The organism is Sphingomonas sp. RB1R13 (assembly GCF_036663775.1).
Classification (GTDB): Bacteria; Pseudomonadota; Alphaproteobacteria; order Sphingomonadales; family Sphingomonadaceae; genus Sphingomicrobium.
The window spans coordinates 1,088,982-1,104,683 of sequence record NZ_JAXOJM010000001.1; the positions used below are offsets into that span (position 1 = coordinate 1,088,982).

At 66.4% G+C, this 15,702-nt stretch carries 18 protein-coding genes and 1 tRNA gene; 3 read left to right on the forward strand and 16 right to left on the reverse strand.

Translation table 11 applies throughout. From position 1 onward, the window contains the following. Positions 1–32: 32 nt before the first annotated feature. The 9 genes from U1700_RS05175 to thiL form a co-directional block, all read right to left on the reverse strand. Positions 33–108 (reverse strand) — tRNA-Phe (locus U1700_RS05175). 69 nt (positions 109–177) lie between these two features. Then, positions 178–351 (reverse strand): DNA gyrase inhibitor YacG, encoded by a 174-nt coding sequence (locus U1700_RS05180; RefSeq protein ID WP_332750733.1) that lies wholly within the window; start codon positions 349–351, stop codon positions 178–180. Beyond that, positions 335–1,291: a ribonuclease gene (locus U1700_RS05185; protein ID WP_332750735.1), complete on the reverse strand. Its 957-nt coding sequence runs from the start codon at positions 1,289–1,291 to the stop codon at positions 335–337. Before U1700_RS05185 ends, U1700_RS05180 begins: the two co-directional genes overlap by 17 nt. Next, complete coding sequence (locus U1700_RS05190; protein ID WP_332750736.1) at positions 1,284–1,871, reverse strand: Maf family protein; 588 nt, start codon at positions 1,869–1,871, stop codon at positions 1,284–1,286. Before U1700_RS05190 ends, U1700_RS05185 begins: the two co-directional genes overlap by 8 nt. Then, positions 1,871–2,116: a translation initiation factor IF-1 gene (infA, locus tag U1700_RS05195; RefSeq protein ID WP_332750738.1), complete on the reverse strand. Its 246-nt coding sequence runs from the start codon at positions 2,114–2,116 to the stop codon at positions 1,871–1,873. The genes U1700_RS05190 and infA overlap by 1 nt, the downstream gene beginning before the upstream one ends. 70 nt (positions 2,117–2,186) lie before the next feature. Beyond that, positions 2,187–3,167, reverse strand: coding sequence for a quinone oxidoreductase family protein (locus tag U1700_RS05200; protein ID WP_332750740.1), 981 nt, complete (start codon positions 3,165–3,167; stop codon positions 2,187–2,189). Positions 3,168–3,201: 34 nt separating this feature from the next. Beyond that, positions 3,202–5,115 (reverse strand): alpha/beta hydrolase family protein, encoded by a 1,914-nt coding sequence (locus U1700_RS05205; protein WP_332750741.1) that lies wholly within the window; start codon positions 5,113–5,115, stop codon positions 3,202–3,204. 113 nt (positions 5,116–5,228) lie between these two features. Next, complete coding sequence (locus U1700_RS05210; RefSeq protein WP_332750742.1) at positions 5,229–7,361, reverse strand: sodium-translocating pyrophosphatase; 2,133 nt, start codon at positions 7,359–7,361, stop codon at positions 5,229–5,231. 187 nt (positions 7,362–7,548) lie between these two features. Then, positions 7,549–8,481, reverse strand: coding sequence for a thiamine-phosphate kinase (gene thiL / locus U1700_RS05215; RefSeq protein ID WP_332750744.1), 933 nt, complete (start codon positions 8,479–8,481; stop codon positions 7,549–7,551). A 55-nt stretch (positions 8,482–8,536) separates the two neighbouring features. On the opposite strand from thiL, the gene U1700_RS05220 reads away from it, so the two are divergent. Further along, positions 8,537–9,499, forward strand: a complete 963-nt coding sequence (locus U1700_RS05220) for an alpha/beta hydrolase (protein WP_332750745.1) — start codon at positions 8,537–8,539, stop codon at positions 9,497–9,499. A 3-nt stretch (positions 9,500–9,502) separates the two neighbouring features. Here the strand turns inward: U1700_RS05220 and U1700_RS05225 are convergent, their stop codons facing one another. Genes U1700_RS05225 through U1700_RS05250 form a run of 6 tightly spaced genes read right to left on the reverse strand, consistent with a single transcriptional unit; the run spans position 9,503 to position 13,396 of the window. Further along, positions 9,503–9,859: a bleomycin resistance protein gene (locus tag U1700_RS05225; protein WP_332750746.1), complete on the reverse strand. Its 357-nt coding sequence runs from the start codon at positions 9,857–9,859 to the stop codon at positions 9,503–9,505. Positions 9,860–9,862: 3 nt separating this feature from the next. Further along, positions 9,863–10,309: a transcription antitermination factor NusB gene (gene nusB, locus U1700_RS05230; protein WP_332750748.1), complete on the reverse strand. Its 447-nt coding sequence runs from the start codon at positions 10,307–10,309 to the stop codon at positions 9,863–9,865. A gap of 19 nt (positions 10,310–10,328) precedes the next feature. Beyond that, positions 10,329–11,234: an alpha/beta fold hydrolase gene (locus U1700_RS05235; RefSeq protein WP_332750749.1), complete on the reverse strand. Its 906-nt coding sequence runs from the start codon at positions 11,232–11,234 to the stop codon at positions 10,329–10,331. Continuing rightward, the gene (locus U1700_RS05240; RefSeq protein WP_332750750.1) at positions 11,231–12,127 is read right to left on the reverse strand and encodes a pirin family protein; all 897 of its coding nucleotides are present in this window, start codon (positions 12,125–12,127) and stop codon (positions 11,231–11,233) included. The genes U1700_RS05235 and U1700_RS05240 overlap by 4 nt, the downstream gene beginning before the upstream one ends. After that, positions 12,111–13,043, reverse strand: a complete 933-nt coding sequence (locus tag U1700_RS05245; RefSeq protein WP_332750751.1) for a DUF4349 domain-containing protein — start codon at positions 13,041–13,043, stop codon at positions 12,111–12,113. The genes U1700_RS05240 and U1700_RS05245 overlap by 17 nt, the downstream gene beginning before the upstream one ends. 56 nt (positions 13,044–13,099) lie before the next feature. Continuing rightward, the gene (locus U1700_RS05250; RefSeq protein ID WP_332750753.1) at positions 13,100–13,396 is read right to left on the reverse strand and encodes a BolA family protein; all 297 of its coding nucleotides are present in this window, start codon (positions 13,394–13,396) and stop codon (positions 13,100–13,102) included. 54 nt (positions 13,397–13,450) lie between these two features. Here U1700_RS05250 and U1700_RS05255 point away from each other — a divergent pair, with 54 nt between their 5' ends. Continuing rightward, on the forward strand, positions 13,451–14,026 hold the full coding sequence (locus U1700_RS05255; RefSeq protein ID WP_332750755.1) for a J domain-containing protein: 576 nt from the start codon (positions 13,451–13,453) through the stop codon (positions 14,024–14,026). After that, complete coding sequence (locus U1700_RS05260) at positions 14,023–14,715, forward strand: DUF6445 family protein (protein ID WP_332750756.1); 693 nt, start codon at positions 14,023–14,025, stop codon at positions 14,713–14,715. The genes U1700_RS05255 and U1700_RS05260 overlap by 4 nt, the downstream gene beginning before the upstream one ends. A 196-nt stretch (positions 14,716–14,911) precedes the next feature. Here U1700_RS05260 and U1700_RS05265 read toward each other — a convergent pair whose 3' ends face one another. After that, positions 14,912–15,643 carry an SIMPL domain-containing protein gene (locus tag U1700_RS05265; RefSeq protein ID WP_332750758.1) on the reverse strand — a complete coding sequence of 244 codons (732 nt, stop codon included), beginning with the start codon at positions 15,641–15,643 and terminating at the stop codon, positions 14,912–14,914. Positions 15,644–15,702: the final 59 nt, after the last annotated feature.

Here is a 15,702-nt window from a genome sequence, read left to right on the forward strand (position 1 = left end):
GCGCTTTAAGTGCATGGTTTACTTAGGAAAAATGGTGCCCAGGGACGGGGTCGAACCGCCGACACTGCGATTTTCAGTCGCATGCTCTACCAACTGAGCTACCTGGGCACGGCCTGATGCGAACGGGTCCGCGCGGGCGAAGCGGCTCCCTAAACGGCGACCTCGCCACTGTCCAGCCTAGTCCATCGCTTCATCGTTGGGATCGGACGGCGGTCCGGGGATATGATAGCCGTCACCAAACCACTGCAGCAGGTCGCGATCCTTGCACCCGCGCGAGCAGAAAGGGGTGAACTCCGCCTGCGCCGGTTTCTTGCACATCGGGCATTTCTTGGTTCTAGGCGGGTTCGACATGGCCCCCCGCCATGCCCAGCGCCGCGTCGCCGCGCAAGCTTGCCGTCCCGCCGACGGCTCGGGACAGGCGTTCGGTCCACTCGGGCCGGATCGCCGCGATCACTGCCGGATGCGCGACCAGCCTGATCGCCCCGACAGCTCGCCCCGCCACCCGCATCAGCGCGCGCGCTTCAAACCCCGCCCGATCCTGCGCCAGCTCGACCAGCGACGGCCCCCGCCGCGGCCGCACGATCTGGACGAATCCAAAACCATTGACCCCGGTCCGCTCAAACGGCCGCGGCAGGACGGTATCGATCGCCGCATCCTGCGCCGCCCGCGCCGCCTTGCTCCGCACCGTCGGCAAGTCGATCCCGATCGACCCCGAAATCCCCATCCGCCGGATCGCCTGCGCCGCCGCCGTCACCCCCCGCAAGGCCAGCTCCTCGGGCGGCAAGGACCCGTCGACATCGATCAGCGTCATCGCCGGCGTCGGCGAAATCCTGAGGGCTCCACCAGCGAAGTTGACCGTGTCCGAGCGTGTGTCCTCGATCAGGTCCAGCCAGCCCGCTTGCGCCAGTTCATCGCCCCCGCCAATCACTGGCAAACGTGCGCCGAGCCGTTTGGCGAGACTGGGCAAGGTTGCAGGGACCATCGCCGTCACGCGCGCCAGCGGACGCTTCCACGGCTCGCTTCCGGGGAAGGCCGATCGCGTCACTTCGATCGCCAGCGTCGCGCCTTCACTGACCCCCGGCGCACCTGCGGGAAGCAGAAATTCCTGCCCGCTCTCGTCGCGCGCCACCGCATTGCGCCCTGCCGTGCCGACATTCGCCAACCGCGCCCGGATCACGCTGCCCGCCGGGACCACGTCCTCCAGCTCGACCAGCGCCTCGACGATATGGCCATCCTCGACCAGCACCGCGCGCGTCTCGCCGATACCGACCTCGATGATCCACTCAGCCAAGCCGATAACCCGCGCTCTTGAGCAGCGCCCGCGTCTCGGCCAGCGGCAGCCCGACCACTGCCGAATGGCTCCCGCTCATCGTCTTCACAAACACTTCGCCAAAGCCCTGCAGCGCATAGCCCCCGGCCTTGCCGCGCCACTCGCCGTTGGCGACGTACAGCTCGATCTCGTCATGGCTCAGCCGCTTGAGCGCGATCATCGTCTCGACGACTCTCGTTCTCGTCGCCTCGCCCGGGATTGCCAGCGCAATCGCCGTGAACACCCGGTGCCGCCGTCCCGACAGCAGCGCCAGGCACGCGCGCTCGGTCGCTTCATCCTCGACCTTGGGCAATATCCGCCGCCCGACCGCGACCACCGTATCGGCGCCAAGCACGAGTGCGCCCGGATGCCGCGCCGCCACCGCCGCCGCCTTCTCGCACGCCAGCCGCAAGGCATGCGGCCGCGGCAATTCGCCCTTCAGCACATCTTCGTTGAGGTCAGCAGGATCGATCGCGTCGGGAATGACCCCGATGCGGGCCAGCAAGTCGAGACGGCGCGGGCTCGCCGAAGCGAGAACCAGCTGCAAGCCCGCGGGCTTCATCAATAGCCCGGCGGGCGCTCGCGGCCAGGCATGAAGCGATAGGTGATTCGGCCCTTGGTCAAATCATAGGGGGTCAGTTCGACCAGTACTTCGTCGCCGGTTAGCACGCGAATACGGTTCTTGCGCATCTTGCCGGCGGTGTGGCCGAGCACCTCATGGCCATTCTCGAGCGTGACGCGGAACATCGCGTTGGGCAGCAGCTCGGCAATCTTGCCGCGCATTTCGAGAAGTTCTTCCTTGGCCATGCAATTCCTGATGTTTGAATGAAGTCGCGCGCTCCTTAGCGAGAGAGAGGCGAAAATGGAAGGCGGGGCCTTATCGCGCCTCGACCGTCAGCACGGTCGACCCTGTCGTCCGCCGCGCCTCGAGGTCGCGATGCGCCGTTGCGGCGTCGGCCAGCTTGTACCGCTGGCCGATCTCGACCTTGACCTTGCCGCTGTCGATCATCGCGAACAGCGCAGCTGCGGATTGGCTATATTCCTCGCGTTTGGCGATATAGTCGAACAGCGTCGGGCGGGTCAGGAACAACGATCCCTTGGCCGCCAGCACGCCCGGCGCAAACGGCTCGACCCCGCCCGACGACTGGCCGAAACTGACCAGCATCCCGCGTTTCGCCAGGCAATCCATCGATGCCATGAACGTGTCGCGTCCGACCGAATCATAGACCACCGGCAGCTTCGCGCCCCCGCTCAGCCGCGCCACCTCGGCGACGAAATCCGCCTCGCTCGTGACGATCGGATGGTGACAGCCATTGGCCGCGGCGAGCTCGGCTTTCTCGCGTGTCGACACCGTCCCGATCACCGTCGCGCCCAGCGCCGCCGCCCATTGGCACAGCAACAGCCCGACCCCGCCCGCCGCCGCATGGACCAAAATCATGTCCCCCGCCTCGACCTGTTTGACCTGGCACAGCAGCATGTGCGCGGTCAGCCCCTTGAGCATCGCCGCCGCCGCCACGTCGAAACTGATCGCATCGGGCAGCGCGACCAGCCGCTCGGCCGCGATCAGCCGCCGCTCGGCATAGCCACCGATCGGCCCGCAATAGGCCACCCGATCCCCGACCGCGACGCCGTCCACCCCCGGTCCGACCGCTTCGACCACGCCCGCACCCTCCAGCCCCGGCACGAACGGCAGCGGCACCGGGTACATCCCCGTGCGATGATAGACGTCGATATAGTTGAGCCCCACCGCATGCTGGGCCAGGAGCACCTCGCCCGCTCCCGGCGCGCCGACCTCGACCGGGCCCCACTCCATCACCTCGGGCCCGCCGACACGGGAAATACGGATCGCGTTGGTCATCGGTTCAATCCTCCGGTTCGCCCCGGACAACTCCTTAGGCGGGATTATAGCGATCGAGGAACGACTTCATCGTTTTCAGGAACTGGAGCCGGTCAGCCTCGCGGGTGAAGTGGTGATCGCCGAGCGGCTGCTCGATATAGTCGACTTGTTTGCCCGCCTTCTTCAATTCCTCGGCCATCCAGCGCGACTGGGCCACCGGCACGCGCTTGTCCTTGTTGCCGTGGACCAGCAGAATCGGCGCAGCGAAGTCGGCAGCATGGAAGCGTGGCGAGACGGCGGTGAAATCGGGCGCCTGCTTCTTCCAATAATCCTTGGCCGATTTCTCGCTCGACAGGAATTTGCGATCGTAGCGCATCATCGCCGACAGGTCGGATACCCCGGCGAACGACACCGCACAGCGATACCGGTTGCCGTCGCGCTGCGCCCCGCGCATCGCCGCATAGCCGCCGTAGGAGGCGCCGATGATGCACACCCGCTTGGGATCGGCGATCCCTTCCCTCGCGAGATAGTCCAACGCATCGTTGAGGTCGTCCTGCATGCCCGTGCCCCACTGCCCCTCGCCGAGCGTCTCGAAGGCCGTGCCATATCCGGTTGATCCGCGATAATTGGGCTGGATCACAGCGTAGCCTTGCGCTGCGAGATACTGCACCCACCAGTCATATTGCTCGCTGTCGCGGGCATAGGGTCCGCCGTGCGGCATGACGATCAGCGGCAGACTTTTCGGTGCAATCCCGTCGGGCAGGGTCAGGATCGCCTCGATGCTCTGCCCGTCATGTGCCTTGTAGTGAATGCTCCTGACCGACGACAGCTGGCGGTTCTTGAGTACCGGATTGTTGAAGCCGATCAGCTGCATCTTGGCGCCGCCGGTATCCCAAAAATAATTTCCTCCGGCCTGTCCCGCATTGCCGACTTCGACCAGCAGCTGGTGGCGGTCGCGGCTCAAGCTGACGATCCGGGAATTGCCGAGCCCCAGCGTATGATCGAGCCCGTCCTGCAATTCCTTCAGCTCAGGATCGAGCCATGCCACCTTCTCGGTCTGGTCAGTGAAGCCAACTCCGATCAGCCCATCTTCCAGTGGCGTCGGGATGATCGATGACACGTCATAGCCCGGGACATTATAAAGCCGCTCGCCGATCGCGAAGCTCGGCAGTGCCATGGTGTGGACCGCGCTGAAACCGCTCGAATTGTCGATCACGATCGCACTTCCATCGGGGCGATAGGCCCATGGGATCGGCGGACCATGCTCGGCAGTGTATGTGTTGCGCACCGGGCTGAAGCCGGCCTTGTTGTCGGCCCGATAGACAAGCGTCCACTTGCGGTCGCTATGCCCGGTGCCAAGCCGGACATTGCCCTGCCCGTCGGCATACCATTCGCTGATGTCGTCGCGCCCGTTGATGATCCGGTGGATCCGCCCGGTCGATACATCGGCTTCGAATACCGCCGGGTTCCATTCTTCGCTGCGCTCGATCCCGGTTTCTTTCTGGAACAGGATTTTTGGTGAGCCGTCGCGTGCGGTCCACAGCAGGCCATCGGCCGACAATCCCGAATTTCCCCAGTCAATCGGGACCGTCTTGGTCATGTCCGCCTTCAACCCGACCAGCCGGGTGATATAGACATCGGTGCCGTAAATGCTGGTCTGTGCCCCAACTCCGGCGATCAGCCAGTCGTCATTGACCCAGCGCCACCAGTTGAGTTCACTGTCGCCGGTCAGGTTGACCCGCGCCGGTTTTGCATTGGCGAGCAACGGATAGACCACCAACGTCTGCTCGCCCCTGATCAGCATCTTGGCGGCAATCTTGGTGCCGTCGGGCGATAGCCTCGGGCCGTCGAGCAGCGGCGGCGCGGCGAACACTTCGACCGAAGGTGCATTGGCGACCGGACCCGCGCTCCCCGGGCCCGCCAAAAACAACACGGCAACGCTCGCCGCGATTACGCGAAACACGCCCATCTCATCCCCCATTTGTCCGAGCGATTGCAAGAGTAGCTCGATTTTGATCAAAGAAAAGCCCGCCCGAGCATAACCTCGGACGGGCCTTCCAAACCATCAACGCGTCCCTTGGGTTACATTCCCGGCGCCGCGCCCCCCGCCAGCGCTGCCAGCAGCAGCAGCGCGACGATGTTGGTGATCTTGATCATTGGGTTGACCGCCGGGCCCGCCGTATCCTTGTACGGGTCGCCGACGGTGTCGCCGGTCACCGCGGCCTTGTGCGCCTCGCTGCCCTTGCCGCCGTAATTGCCGTCCTCAATATATTTCTTGGCATTGTCCCACGCGCCGCCGCCCGAGGTCATCGAGATGGCGACGAACAGGCCCGACACGATCACGCCCAGCAGCAATGCGCCCAGCGCCGCAAAGCCATTGTCGCGTCCGCCGACCGCACCGATCACGAAGAACACCACGATCGGCGCGAGCACCGGCAGCAGCGACGGAATGATCATTTCCTTGATCGCCGCCTTGGTTACCAGGTCGACGGTGCGGGCATAGTCGGGCCGCGAAGTACCATCCATGATGCCCGGATTGTTGCGGAACTGCTCGCGCACTTCCTCGACCACTGCGCCGGCCGCACGCCCGACCGCGGTCATCCCCATTGCCCCGAACAGATAGGGCAGCAGCGCGCCGAGCAGCAGCCCGACGATGACATAGGGGTTGGACAGGCTGAACATCTTGTCGGCGTCGGTGGTAATGCCGAGCGGCCCGGCAAACTCCTTCAAGTCGGCGGTATAGGCCCCGAACAAGACCAGCGCGGCGAGGCCGGCCGATCCGATTGCGTAGCCCTTGGTCACCGCCTTGGTGGTGTTGCCGACCGCGTCGAGCGCATCGGTACGAACCCGCACGCCTTCTTCCAGTCCCGACATTTCGGCGATCCCGCCGGCATTGTCGGTGACCGGTCCATAAGCGTCGAGCGCAACGACCATGCCCGCCAGCGCGAGCATCGCCGAGGCCGCGAAGGCAACTCCCAGCGGCCCCGCCAGCTTGAAGCTGACGATCACCCCGGTGACGATGACGAGGGTCGGCAGCGCGGTCGACTCAAGGCTGATTGCCAACCCCTGGATGACGTTGGTGCCATGCCCCGCCTGGGATGCGGCGGCGATCGACTTCACCGGTCGATAGTTGGTGCCGGTGTAATATTCGGTGATCCACACGATCAGCGCGGTCACGACCAGCCCGACCATGCTGGCCCAGAACAGGTTCATCGACGAAAAGGTTAACCCGGCCCCGGTCGTGATCGGGGTATCGAGTTGGCCATTGAGCGTGAACCAGAAGGCCCCCAGGATGGCGGGAACGGCGAGCAAGGTGGTCGTCCAGAAGCCCTTGTAGAGGGCTCCCATGATCGATTCTTTCTTGCCCAGTTTCACCATGTAGGTGCCGATGATCGACGTGATGATGCACACCCCACCGATCAGCAGCGGCAGGATCATCATCGGCAGCAGCAGCGCGTTGCCCTTCAGCGCCAGCGCGATGGTGACCATCGTGATGCCGACGGTGACGACATAGGTTTCAAACAGGTCGGCCGCCATGCCGGCGCAGTCGCCGACATTGTCCCCGACGTTGTCGGCGATGACTGCGGGGTTGCGGGGGTCGTCCTCGGGGATTCCGGCCTCGACCTTGCCGACCAGGTCGGCGCCGACGTCGGCGGCCTTGGTGAAGATGCCCCCGCCCAGCCTGGCGAAGATCGACACCAGGCTCGCACCCAGCGCCAGTGCGGTCAGCGCATTGACCACTTCGCGCGATTCGGGCGCCATCTGGCGCACCTCGACGAGATACCAGAAGAGTCCGGCGATCGCGAGCAGGGCCAGCCCGGCGACGAGCATCCCGGTGATCGCGCCCGAACGGAAGGCGACGGTCAGCCCCTTCTGCAACGATGTCCGCGCCGCTTCGGCGGTACGGACATTGGCGCGGACCGAGATGTTCATCCCGATGAACCCGGCCACGCCCGACAGCACTGCGCCAATCACGAAAGCGATCGCGGGCAGGGTGTGGAGGAAGACGAAGACCAGGATAGCGACGACGACGCCGACGACCGCGATGGCGGTGTACTGGCGGCGAAGATAGGCCGATGCGCCTTCCTGGATGGCGGCGGCGACTTCGCGCATGCGCTCGTTGCCGGCGGGTTCGCGAAGGACTTGCTGGCTGGTCAGCAGGCCATAAAGCAGGGCCAGCAGGCCACAGCCGATGGCGACGTAGAGCAGGTTCATGACGCTTATATTCCCCCTGAGGATCCTCCGGCCAGCGAACGCGACCGTCTCATTCTGGGGGCGGACACTAGCGGGCTAGGCGCTCGCCGCAAGGGGGGTTGTGAGGCGGCTCGCTCAGCGCAGCAGGTAGAGTGCCGACGCCATCCCGCACAACAGTCCACCCAGCGCAATGGTGAGGCGGCGAAGGTCAGTGACGATGCTCATGGCCAAGGTGCTCCGGCAATATGACCGGTTGCCCCGCTTCGTGAAGGCTTATCCCTTCGCCCGCGACCAGGCTGCCGATCCGCACCAGATGCGCACCGCCTGGTAAAGACTTCGTTACTACCGCCTCCACTCCCGGCGGGAGCGCGGCCAGCAGGGCATAGTCATCGCCCCCCGTCGCGGCGAACAGCCGGGCCGCTTGACCGTGTCCGAGCGTGTCGCCAAAGGCCCCCGAAACGGGCAGCGCGGCAAGGTCGATCTCGATCGCCACGCCGCTCGCCCGGGCCATCCGGTCGGCGTCGATCAGCAGCCCGTCGGACACGTCCATCATCGCGCTCGCATGGGCGGCAAGGGCGCGGCCCTCCGCGATCAGCGCCCGGGGCCGCCGGTACGCCTCGACCAGCGGGCCCTCCGCTTGCGGGTCAGCCAGCAACTGCCGGAGCCCCGCCGCACTGTCGCCAAGCGCCCCGACCAGCCACAGTCCGTCGCCCGCCTTGCCCCCCGACCGGCTCGGCACCCGCACCCCCGCGCGGCCGATCGCGGTCAGCCCGAGCACCCGCGGCGCGCCTCCAGGAAGCGCAATCGTGTCCCCCCCAATCAAGGCGCAGTCATAGCTCGCCAACGCTTCGCCCAGTCCGGCCAGGAACGCCCGGTCCCAATTCCCGTCGCCAAGGCAATAGCCCATCAGCACCGCCACCGGTGTCGCCCCCTTGGCAGCAAGATCGGACAGCGTCACCGCCACCAGCTTCGCTGCCACACTCGCGGCCGGGTCATGGGCAAGGTAGTGCACCCCCTCGGCGATCATGTCGTGGGTGATCACCAGCTCGTCGAGCAGCGCAGCATCATCCTCCAGCCCGCGCGCCTCGGGGCCGACCGCAATCGCCCGAAGCGCCGCAATGAATTCCAGTTCGCTCGTCATCGTCCCCTCATCCTAGCGCTTGCACCCGAGCGCAACCCGCGGCACGCTCACGCCCATGCTGCGCTTCCTCGCCCTGCTTCTGATCCTGCTCGCCACGCCGTCGCTGGCTACCACCGACGACCCGACCCGGATGATCCCCCATGTCAGCGCCGGCCGCGTCGTCGCCTGGCCCTCGCTCGACGGCGGCGCGGCCGGGCGGATGAGCGTCTGGGTTTGGCTCCCGCCCGGCTATGACGCGGCAAAGCGCCAACGCTTCCCTGTGCTCTACATGCACGACGGCCAGAACCTCTTCGATCGCGCGCTCACCAAGTTCGATCAGGAATGGGGCCTCGACGAAGCCATCCCGCGCATGGTCGCCCAGCGCGAAATTCGCGAATGGATCGTCGTCGGAGTGCAGTCCCCACGATCGCGCTACCAGACCCTGTTCCCGGCGAAGATGCTGCCGCTGCTCGGTCCCGCCTTCCAGAACCGGGTCCGCACCCTCGACAGCGGCGATCCCAAAGGCAGCTTCGCCAGCGCCGCCTACCTCGATTTCCTCGTCCACCAGGTGAAGCGGCGCGTCGACAGGAGTTTCCGCACGCTCCCCGGCCGCACCGACACCGCCGTCATGGGGTCGTCAATGGGCGGGCTTATGGCCTTCTATGCGATGGCCGAATATCCCGACGTCTTTGGCCAGGCGGCGTGCGTGTCGATGCACATCGCCCTGGCCAGCCCGACCGAGAAGGGCGCCGATCATGCGGCGCTCGGCGCCGAAGTCGCGACCGCTTTCGACCGCTACCTCGCGACCTCGGCGATGCGCCCTGGCCATAACCGGCTTTACATCGACCATGGCAGCAAGACGCTCGATGGCAGCTATGCCCCCTACAGCGACGCGCTGGTCCCGATGCTCCACCGCCGCGGCTGGACTGACGGGCCCAATTTCATGTTCCGCACCTTCACCGGTGCCGAGCATAACGAGACGGCCTGGCGTGAGCGCATCGACATCCCGCTCGCCTTCCTCGACGCGAAGGCTCCCTGAACCTCAGTTCTGGATCAAGCGCAGCAAGCTGCCCTCGGGATCGATCAGATAGGCAATCGTCAGCCCGCTGGCCTCCTGTTTCGGCGGGCTGATGCGCGGCTGACCGGTGGTGGTCTCGGGCAAGCCGGCGCTGCGGCACTGGGCGTAGAATGAGGCGAGATCGTCCAGCCGCAGGCACGAGCCGAACGAATTGTTGAGCGAGTCGAGTTCAGGGAAAGGGAAGAATTCGAGCGTGAGGTCGCCGCGCTTGAGGATCATCCACCCCGTGTCGCGCCACCCTTCGACGAACCCCAATGCCGCGTAGAAGCGCGATGTTTCAGCAAAGTCTCGCGACGGCAGGTTCGGGGTGGCATGATCCATCGGCTAGCTCCGCGCATCTTTGGCGACCGCATCGAGCAACCCGTTGACGAAGCCGCTTTCCTTCTTGTCGTAAAAGGCTTTGGCGACGTCGACATATTCGCTGATCACGCTCGCCATCGGGACATCGGGGCGGGCGATGAGTTCGTAAGTCCCGGCGCGCAGGATCGCGCGCATCGGCCGGTCGAGCCGCTCGAGCGCCCAGCCTTCGGCCAGCTTGCCGACGATCAACGTGTCGATCTCGCCGCGACGCGCGTCGACGCCCTTGACCACATCGTCGAAGAAGCCCTGCTCGGCCTCGACATAGGTCGCCCCCTCGATCGTCGCGCCGAGCCGATGTTGGTGGAACTGGTGGAGCAGGGGCGCCACCGCGCTGCCTTCCATCTCGAGCTGATAGAGCGCCTGCACGGCGGCGAGCCGGGCGGCGGAGCGAGACTGGGAGCGGCTGGTCATGGTCGCGCCGCTTAGCCGCTCAGCTTGCCGCGAGGAAGGGGGCGCCAAGAAACTCGCCGAGCGCATCGGCGACCTGATCGGGCGCCTCCCACGGCGCGAAATGGCCGGCCCCCGGCAGGCGGACGATCTCGACCTCGTCGATCAACGCCTCGAGTCCGTCGAGCTGCATCGGCAGCAACGCCACGTCGTTCATTCCCCAGATCACCCGCACGGGGATATGTATCCTGGGGAAGGCGCCGGACAGCCAGTCGGGCAGGGGGGCGTCCACCCCCTGGGGCGGGACGAGGATCGGCGAGGCGCGATACCAGTTGAGCATTCCCGTCAGCGTCCCCGGGCGGCTCCACTCGGCGATGTAGCGGTCACGTTCCTCGGCCGGGATATCGCGAGGATCGACATGACGGCGGAAGCTTTTGTCGAAGAAGGTGCCGAACCCCATCGCCTGGACCGTCGCCTCGAACTCCGGCGCGCGGAAGGCGTTGATATATTGCGAGGCGGCGCGCTGGTCGGCGTTCTCGATCAGGCTTTTCTGGAAGATCACCGGGTGCGGCGCGTTGATGATCGCGAGGCGCGTAATCCGCGAATTCCCCCTGATCGCCGCCGCCCATGCCGCCGCCCCGCCCCAGTCATGCCCGACGAGCGCAAACTCGCCGATGCCCAGTGCGTCGGCCAGCGCGAACAGGTCGGCCAGAATCTTGTCGATGCGATAATCGGCAGGGTCGGCCGGCGCATCGGATCCGCCGAAGCCGCGCTGGTCGGGCATCACCAGCCGAAAGCGATCCTCGAGCAGCGGCACGACACCGCGCCACGTACGATGCGATTCGGGGAAGCCGTGGAGCAGGATCACGGGCGGCGCGTCCGCTGGCCCGGCCAGCGCGACCTTGAGCGTGATGCCGGTGGACAGCCTGATCTGGCGCAGCTCGGTCATGGATAGCTTACGGTCTTGGGCACTTCCGGAATGGGGATATACTCCTTGTCGTCGCCGGGGATGGTCGGGAATTTGCCCCCCCGCCAATCCTCCTTGGCCTGGTTGATCCGGTCGCGCGAGGAGCTGACGAAGTTCCAGAATACATGGCGCGGAGTCGCGAAAGCGCCGCCGCCAAGCAGCATCGCCCGCGCCGGACTGGTCGCCTTGAGCAGCGCGCGATGCCCCGGCGCGAGGATGACGAGGTCGAATTGGGAGAGCGGCTGGCCGTCCAGCGTCGCCGCCCCTTCGGTCACCAGCACCGCCCGCTCGTCGGCCTCGGCGTCGATCGCTACGCTTGCGCCCTCGGCCAGCACAAGGTCGGCATAGATGGTCGGCGAGTGACACGTCGTCGGCGCGGTGACCCCCCATAGTTCGCCCATCAGCACCGTCGCGCGCACGCCCTCGCCCTCGACCACCGGCAGCGTCCCCGCCGCGACATGCTCGAACGCCGGGTCGATCTCCTCCTTGCCGTCGGGTAGCGCCAGCCACGTCTGCATCCCGTAAAACCCCGGCCCCGCGGCGCGCGTGTCGCCCGGCGATCGCTCCGAGTGGACGATGCCGTGCCCCGCCGTCATCAGGTTGATCGCCCCCGGATCGATCCGCTGGAAAGTGCCAAGGCTGTCGCGATGGTCGATCGCCCCGTCGAACAAATAGGTTACCGTGGCCAAGTTGATATGCGGGTGCGGCCGCACGTCCATCCCCTCGCCGGGGGCCAGCCGCGCCGGGCCGAACTGGTCGACAAAGATGAACGGCCCGACCATCGTCCGCGCCTTCGCCGGCAGCGAGCGACGCACCTTGAATGCGCCAAGGTCATGCGTGACCGGGGTGATGATCGTTTCAATCGGCGACGACATCCTGGCTCTCCATCGACTTGCCCTTCCACCAGCGTGACAGCCGGCGGAACGGGGGCAGCCGCCACACCAGCACCAGCAATCCCAGCAGCAACAGCCACGGCAGCACATAGGCAAGCAGCTGCAGCACGACTGTGATCATCGCGACCATGCTTTCGACAAAGCTTTGCCCCGCATCGACCAGCGGGTTGCGGCCGGCAAAGCCACTGATCCCGCCCTTGCCATAGTAGTTGAAGCTCATCGGGGTCGAGGCGAGCGCGGCGCGATTGTCGGCCAGCTGGGCCTTGGCGCCGCTGACCGTCTGGCGAAGCTGGGCCAGTTCGGCCTGCAATTGCGCGCGCTCGGCATCCTTGGGGTTGGCGGAAAGGCGCTGCTCGATTTCGGCGATCCGCGCCTGGGCCTCGCCCTGGGCGCTGATCGCATTGCCGGTTGACGGCGCGGTATCTGTTCCGGTGAATTCAGTGTGGCTCAGCCTTCCGCCGGCCTGAATCACCGCGCCGCTCGCCTCGCGGCCAAAGCTTCGCGCGATGTCCGGCGCGAGCTTAACCTCGAGCGTCGCCGAGACCGTGTCGTGCGCGCCAATCGTGTAGTTGAGCCCGGTGATCCGGCAGCGCGCGACGCCCAGCGCCTCGCACCGCGCGGCATGGGCTTCCTGCACCGCGCTGATCTTCTCGTCGGCCAGCTGGAAGTCATATTTATAGTTGAATGCGACCCCAGGTGCGGCGGTTGGCCCGATCGATGGCGGGACCATTCCTGACGGCTCTGCCCTCGCGTCGCCAGATCCGCTCGCCGCGGCCGAGTCCCTACTTTCGCTCACGTCGAACGACTTGAGATCGGGGGAGCGCGGCTCCTCGGCCCGCTTCGAACAACCCGATGTCAGCAACAATGCTGTCGCGGCGACCATCACCAGATATCGCATATACCCTCCCCGTTCGGCGAGCGCAGCCTATCGCGCCGCAACCGGACTGGCGAGCGCTATTCCCCCGGCGCCGAGGCGCGGATGGTCAGGGCATGGACCCGTTCGGTCATCAGGTCGCCGAGCGCGGCATAGACCAGCCGCTGGCGCGCAACCCGCGTCTGGCCGGCGAAAGCCGCGCTTTCGATGGTCAGCGCAAAGTGCGATTCGCCGCGCCCGTCATGCCCGGCATGGCCGCGGTGATGGTCGCTTTCATCGACCAGCGACAAGACGGTCGGTACAAGCGCCGCGTCGAGCCGGGCCAGCATTTCGGTCGCGACGGGTCCGGTGGTACGTTCGGTAGAAGTCTGGGTCATCGCGCCTATATAGGGCGGCTTGGGCAACGCAGATAGAGACGGAAACGAGCGGCGGTGGCGTCACGGAGCCAGAAATTTCACGGACGGGTCGAAGGGGTCGATGACCCGTGCGGAATCGCCGGCTGCCGCGAACCGGGCGAGTTTCGCGCGCCCGTCACTCCGGGCGATTTCGACGGGCCGGGCCAGTGGCGCTATTTGTGCCTCGACCATGTCCGCGCGCACAATTCGTCCTACAATTATTTCAACGGGATGAGTCCCGACGAGATCCAGGAAGCGCAGTCGCCGATAGCGGCATGGGAGCGAACCTCACGCCCGTTCGCGCATGTCGGCGACCCTCCCCCGGCGTGGAGCGATTTCCATGATCCGCTCGATGCAATCGCGACGCGGTTCAGGCCCGGCGCGCGGGCCAGTTCCGCCGGCCCCGACCGTTTCACCCCGGGCGAACGCAAGGCGCTCAAACTGCTCCAGCTGGGCGACGATGCCGACCGCCTGACGTTGCGCAAACGCTATTCCGAGCTTGTCCGCCGCTATCACCCCGACCGCAATGGCGGTGACCGCAGCCACGAACGTGCGCTGGGTGCGGTGATCGAGGCTTATACATTGCTCAAATCCTCGCGCGCCTTCGCGTGAGCGGGCCGCTGCTCAACCCAGACCGCACGGTCCGCGTCGAGGCGATCGGGGCCGAGCGCCAGCCGCTGCTGATCATCGACGACTGCCTCGCCGATCCGCAAGCCTGGCGAGCGGCGGCGGCGGGCGAAACCTTCGCCCCGATCGGTCGCCATTACCCCGGGGTCCGCGCCCATGTCGCGGCCGACTGGGCAGCGCGGCTCCGTGCCGAACTCGCCCCGGCGATTGCCGACGCCTTCGGACTCGACCCGGTCCCGGCGCTCCACGAATGCTTCTACTCGATCGTGACGACCCCGCCCGCCGCGCTCGCCCCGATCCAGCGCCTTCCCCATGTCGACGGGCTCGAGCCCGACCGGCTGGCGGTCCTGCTCTACCTCTCGGGCGAGGAGCAGGGCGGCACCGCCTTCTTCCGCCAGCGTGCGACGGGCTATGAGACGGTCGATACCGAACGCTTTCCTGCGTTCGAGCGCGCGCTTCACGCCGGGGTCGCCGAGCATGGGCTTCCAGGCGCCAACTATATCGCGGGCAGCACCGCGCTCTACGAACAGGTCGGCGAAGTGACGGCGCGGCCCAATCGCGCGGTCGTCTACCGAAGTCACTTGCTCCATTGCGCGCGGATCCCGACGGGGCTCGATTTCTCCCCCGACCCGGGGCGCGGGAGACTGACGATCAACGCTTTCCTGTTCGGCTGATCTGCGCCGAAAACACTCCCCTTGGGTCGCGAATGTTCACACATCTTCCCACTCGTGACGATGTTTTTCGTGTCGCGCTTTTCGCGGTCATGTCGCAAGCGGCGGTTGAAAGAGCGGCGCAACGAATCGCGCGCCGCAGCCATGACAGCAACGCCGCCCTGTAGGACAGGAAAATCGGCAATCCCGCTTGTCGCGCCTATCTGGCCAGCGCGTAATCGACCGTCACGCTCGCGTCGCTACGGTTCATGCCGGGGCTGAACGGCGGCGGCGGGGGAGGGGCCGAGACCGGCGCGGCCTGGGCCATCATCCGCGTCTCGGCGACGTCGATGATCGATTGCTGCCCGCCGTCGCGGATGGCGAGGACCCGTTCGACCCGAAGCCCCGCCGCGGCTGCATAGGCATCGGCCCGCGCCCGCGCCGCCTTGTACGCCGCAGCGGTCGAGGCCGCCCCGGCGCGCGCCGGGTCCGATACGGTCAGCGTCGGCCCCGACAGCAGGTTTGCCCCCGCCTGGGTCGCGGCGACGACCACTTCGCCGACCTTCCCGCTGGCCTTCATGGTTGCCGAAACGCTGTTGTTGGCGCGAAACTTGCCGCGATCGGCACCATAGTCGATCCGCTCGAGCGTCAGCGTCCGCGTCTGGATCTTGTCCTGCGCGACGCCGAGGCCTCGCAGCGAGGCCATCACCTTTTGCATCTTCTCATTGTCGAGCCGGCTCGCCTCGGCGGCATTGGCGCCGATCGCGGTGACCCCGATGACGAACGCCGCCTCGTCGGGCGCGGCGTCGGCATGGCCGCTGCCGACGACGGTCAGCAATGTCTCGCCTCGCCCAAGCCGGTGATCGTCGCGGCCCCCGCCGCCGCACGCGGTCAACGCAAATGTCGCAAGGGCAAGTAGGGCAAGGGGCAGGCAGCGGGGCGGGCGGGTCATCGGCAATCTCCTGGCGTGACTCTCGAGTGTTGATGATACATTGTATCAAAGGCGCGTCA

Coding starts and splice junctions, on each gene's coding strand:
- U1700_RS05220 (WP_332750745.1), top strand. CDS start 8,537: ATGCTGCGCTTCCTCGCCCTGCTTCTGATCCTGCTCGCCACGCCGTCG.
- U1700_RS05200 (WP_332750740.1), bottom strand. CDS start 3,167: ATGACCAACGCGATCCGTATTTCCCGTGTCGGCGGGCCCGAGGTGATG.
- U1700_RS05205 (WP_332750741.1), bottom strand. CDS start 5,115: ATGGGCGTGTTTCGCGTAATCGCGGCGAGCGTTGCCGTGTTGTTTTTG.
- U1700_RS05210 (WP_332750742.1), bottom strand. CDS start 7,361: ATGAACCTGCTCTACGTCGCCATCGGCTGTGGCCTGCTGGCCCTGCTT.
- U1700_RS05245 (WP_332750751.1), bottom strand. CDS start 13,043: ATGCGATATCTGGTGATGGTCGCCGCGACAGCATTGTTGCTGACATCG.
- U1700_RS05240 (WP_332750750.1), bottom strand. CDS start 12,127: ATGTCGTCGCCGATTGAAACGATCATCACCCCGGTCACGCATGACCTT.
- U1700_RS05225 (WP_332750746.1), bottom strand. CDS start 9,859: ATGGATCATGCCACCCCGAACCTGCCGTCGCGAGACTTTGCTGAAACA.
- U1700_RS05250 (WP_332750753.1), bottom strand. CDS start 13,396: ATGACCCAGACTTCTACCGAACGTACCACCGGACCCGTCGCGACCGAA.
- thiL (WP_332750744.1), bottom strand. CDS start 8,481: ATGACGAGCGAACTGGAATTCATTGCGGCGCTTCGGGCGATTGCGGTC.
- U1700_RS05235 (WP_332750749.1), bottom strand. CDS start 11,234: ATGACCGAGCTGCGCCAGATCAGGCTGTCCACCGGCATCACGCTCAAG.
- U1700_RS05180 (WP_332750733.1), bottom strand. CDS start 351: ATGTCGAACCCGCCTAGAACCAAGAAATGCCCGATGTGCAAGAAACCG.
- U1700_RS05190 (WP_332750736.1), bottom strand. CDS start 1,871: ATGAAGCCCGCGGGCTTGCAGCTGGTTCTCGCTTCGGCGAGCCCGCGC.
- infA (WP_332750738.1), bottom strand. CDS start 2,116: ATGGCCAAGGAAGAACTTCTCGAAATGCGCGGCAAGATTGCCGAGCTG.
- U1700_RS05265 (WP_332750758.1), bottom strand. CDS start 15,643: ATGACCCGCCCGCCCCGCTGCCTGCCCCTTGCCCTACTTGCCCTTGCG.
- nusB (WP_332750748.1), bottom strand. CDS start 10,309: ATGACCAGCCGCTCCCAGTCTCGCTCCGCCGCCCGGCTCGCCGCCGTG.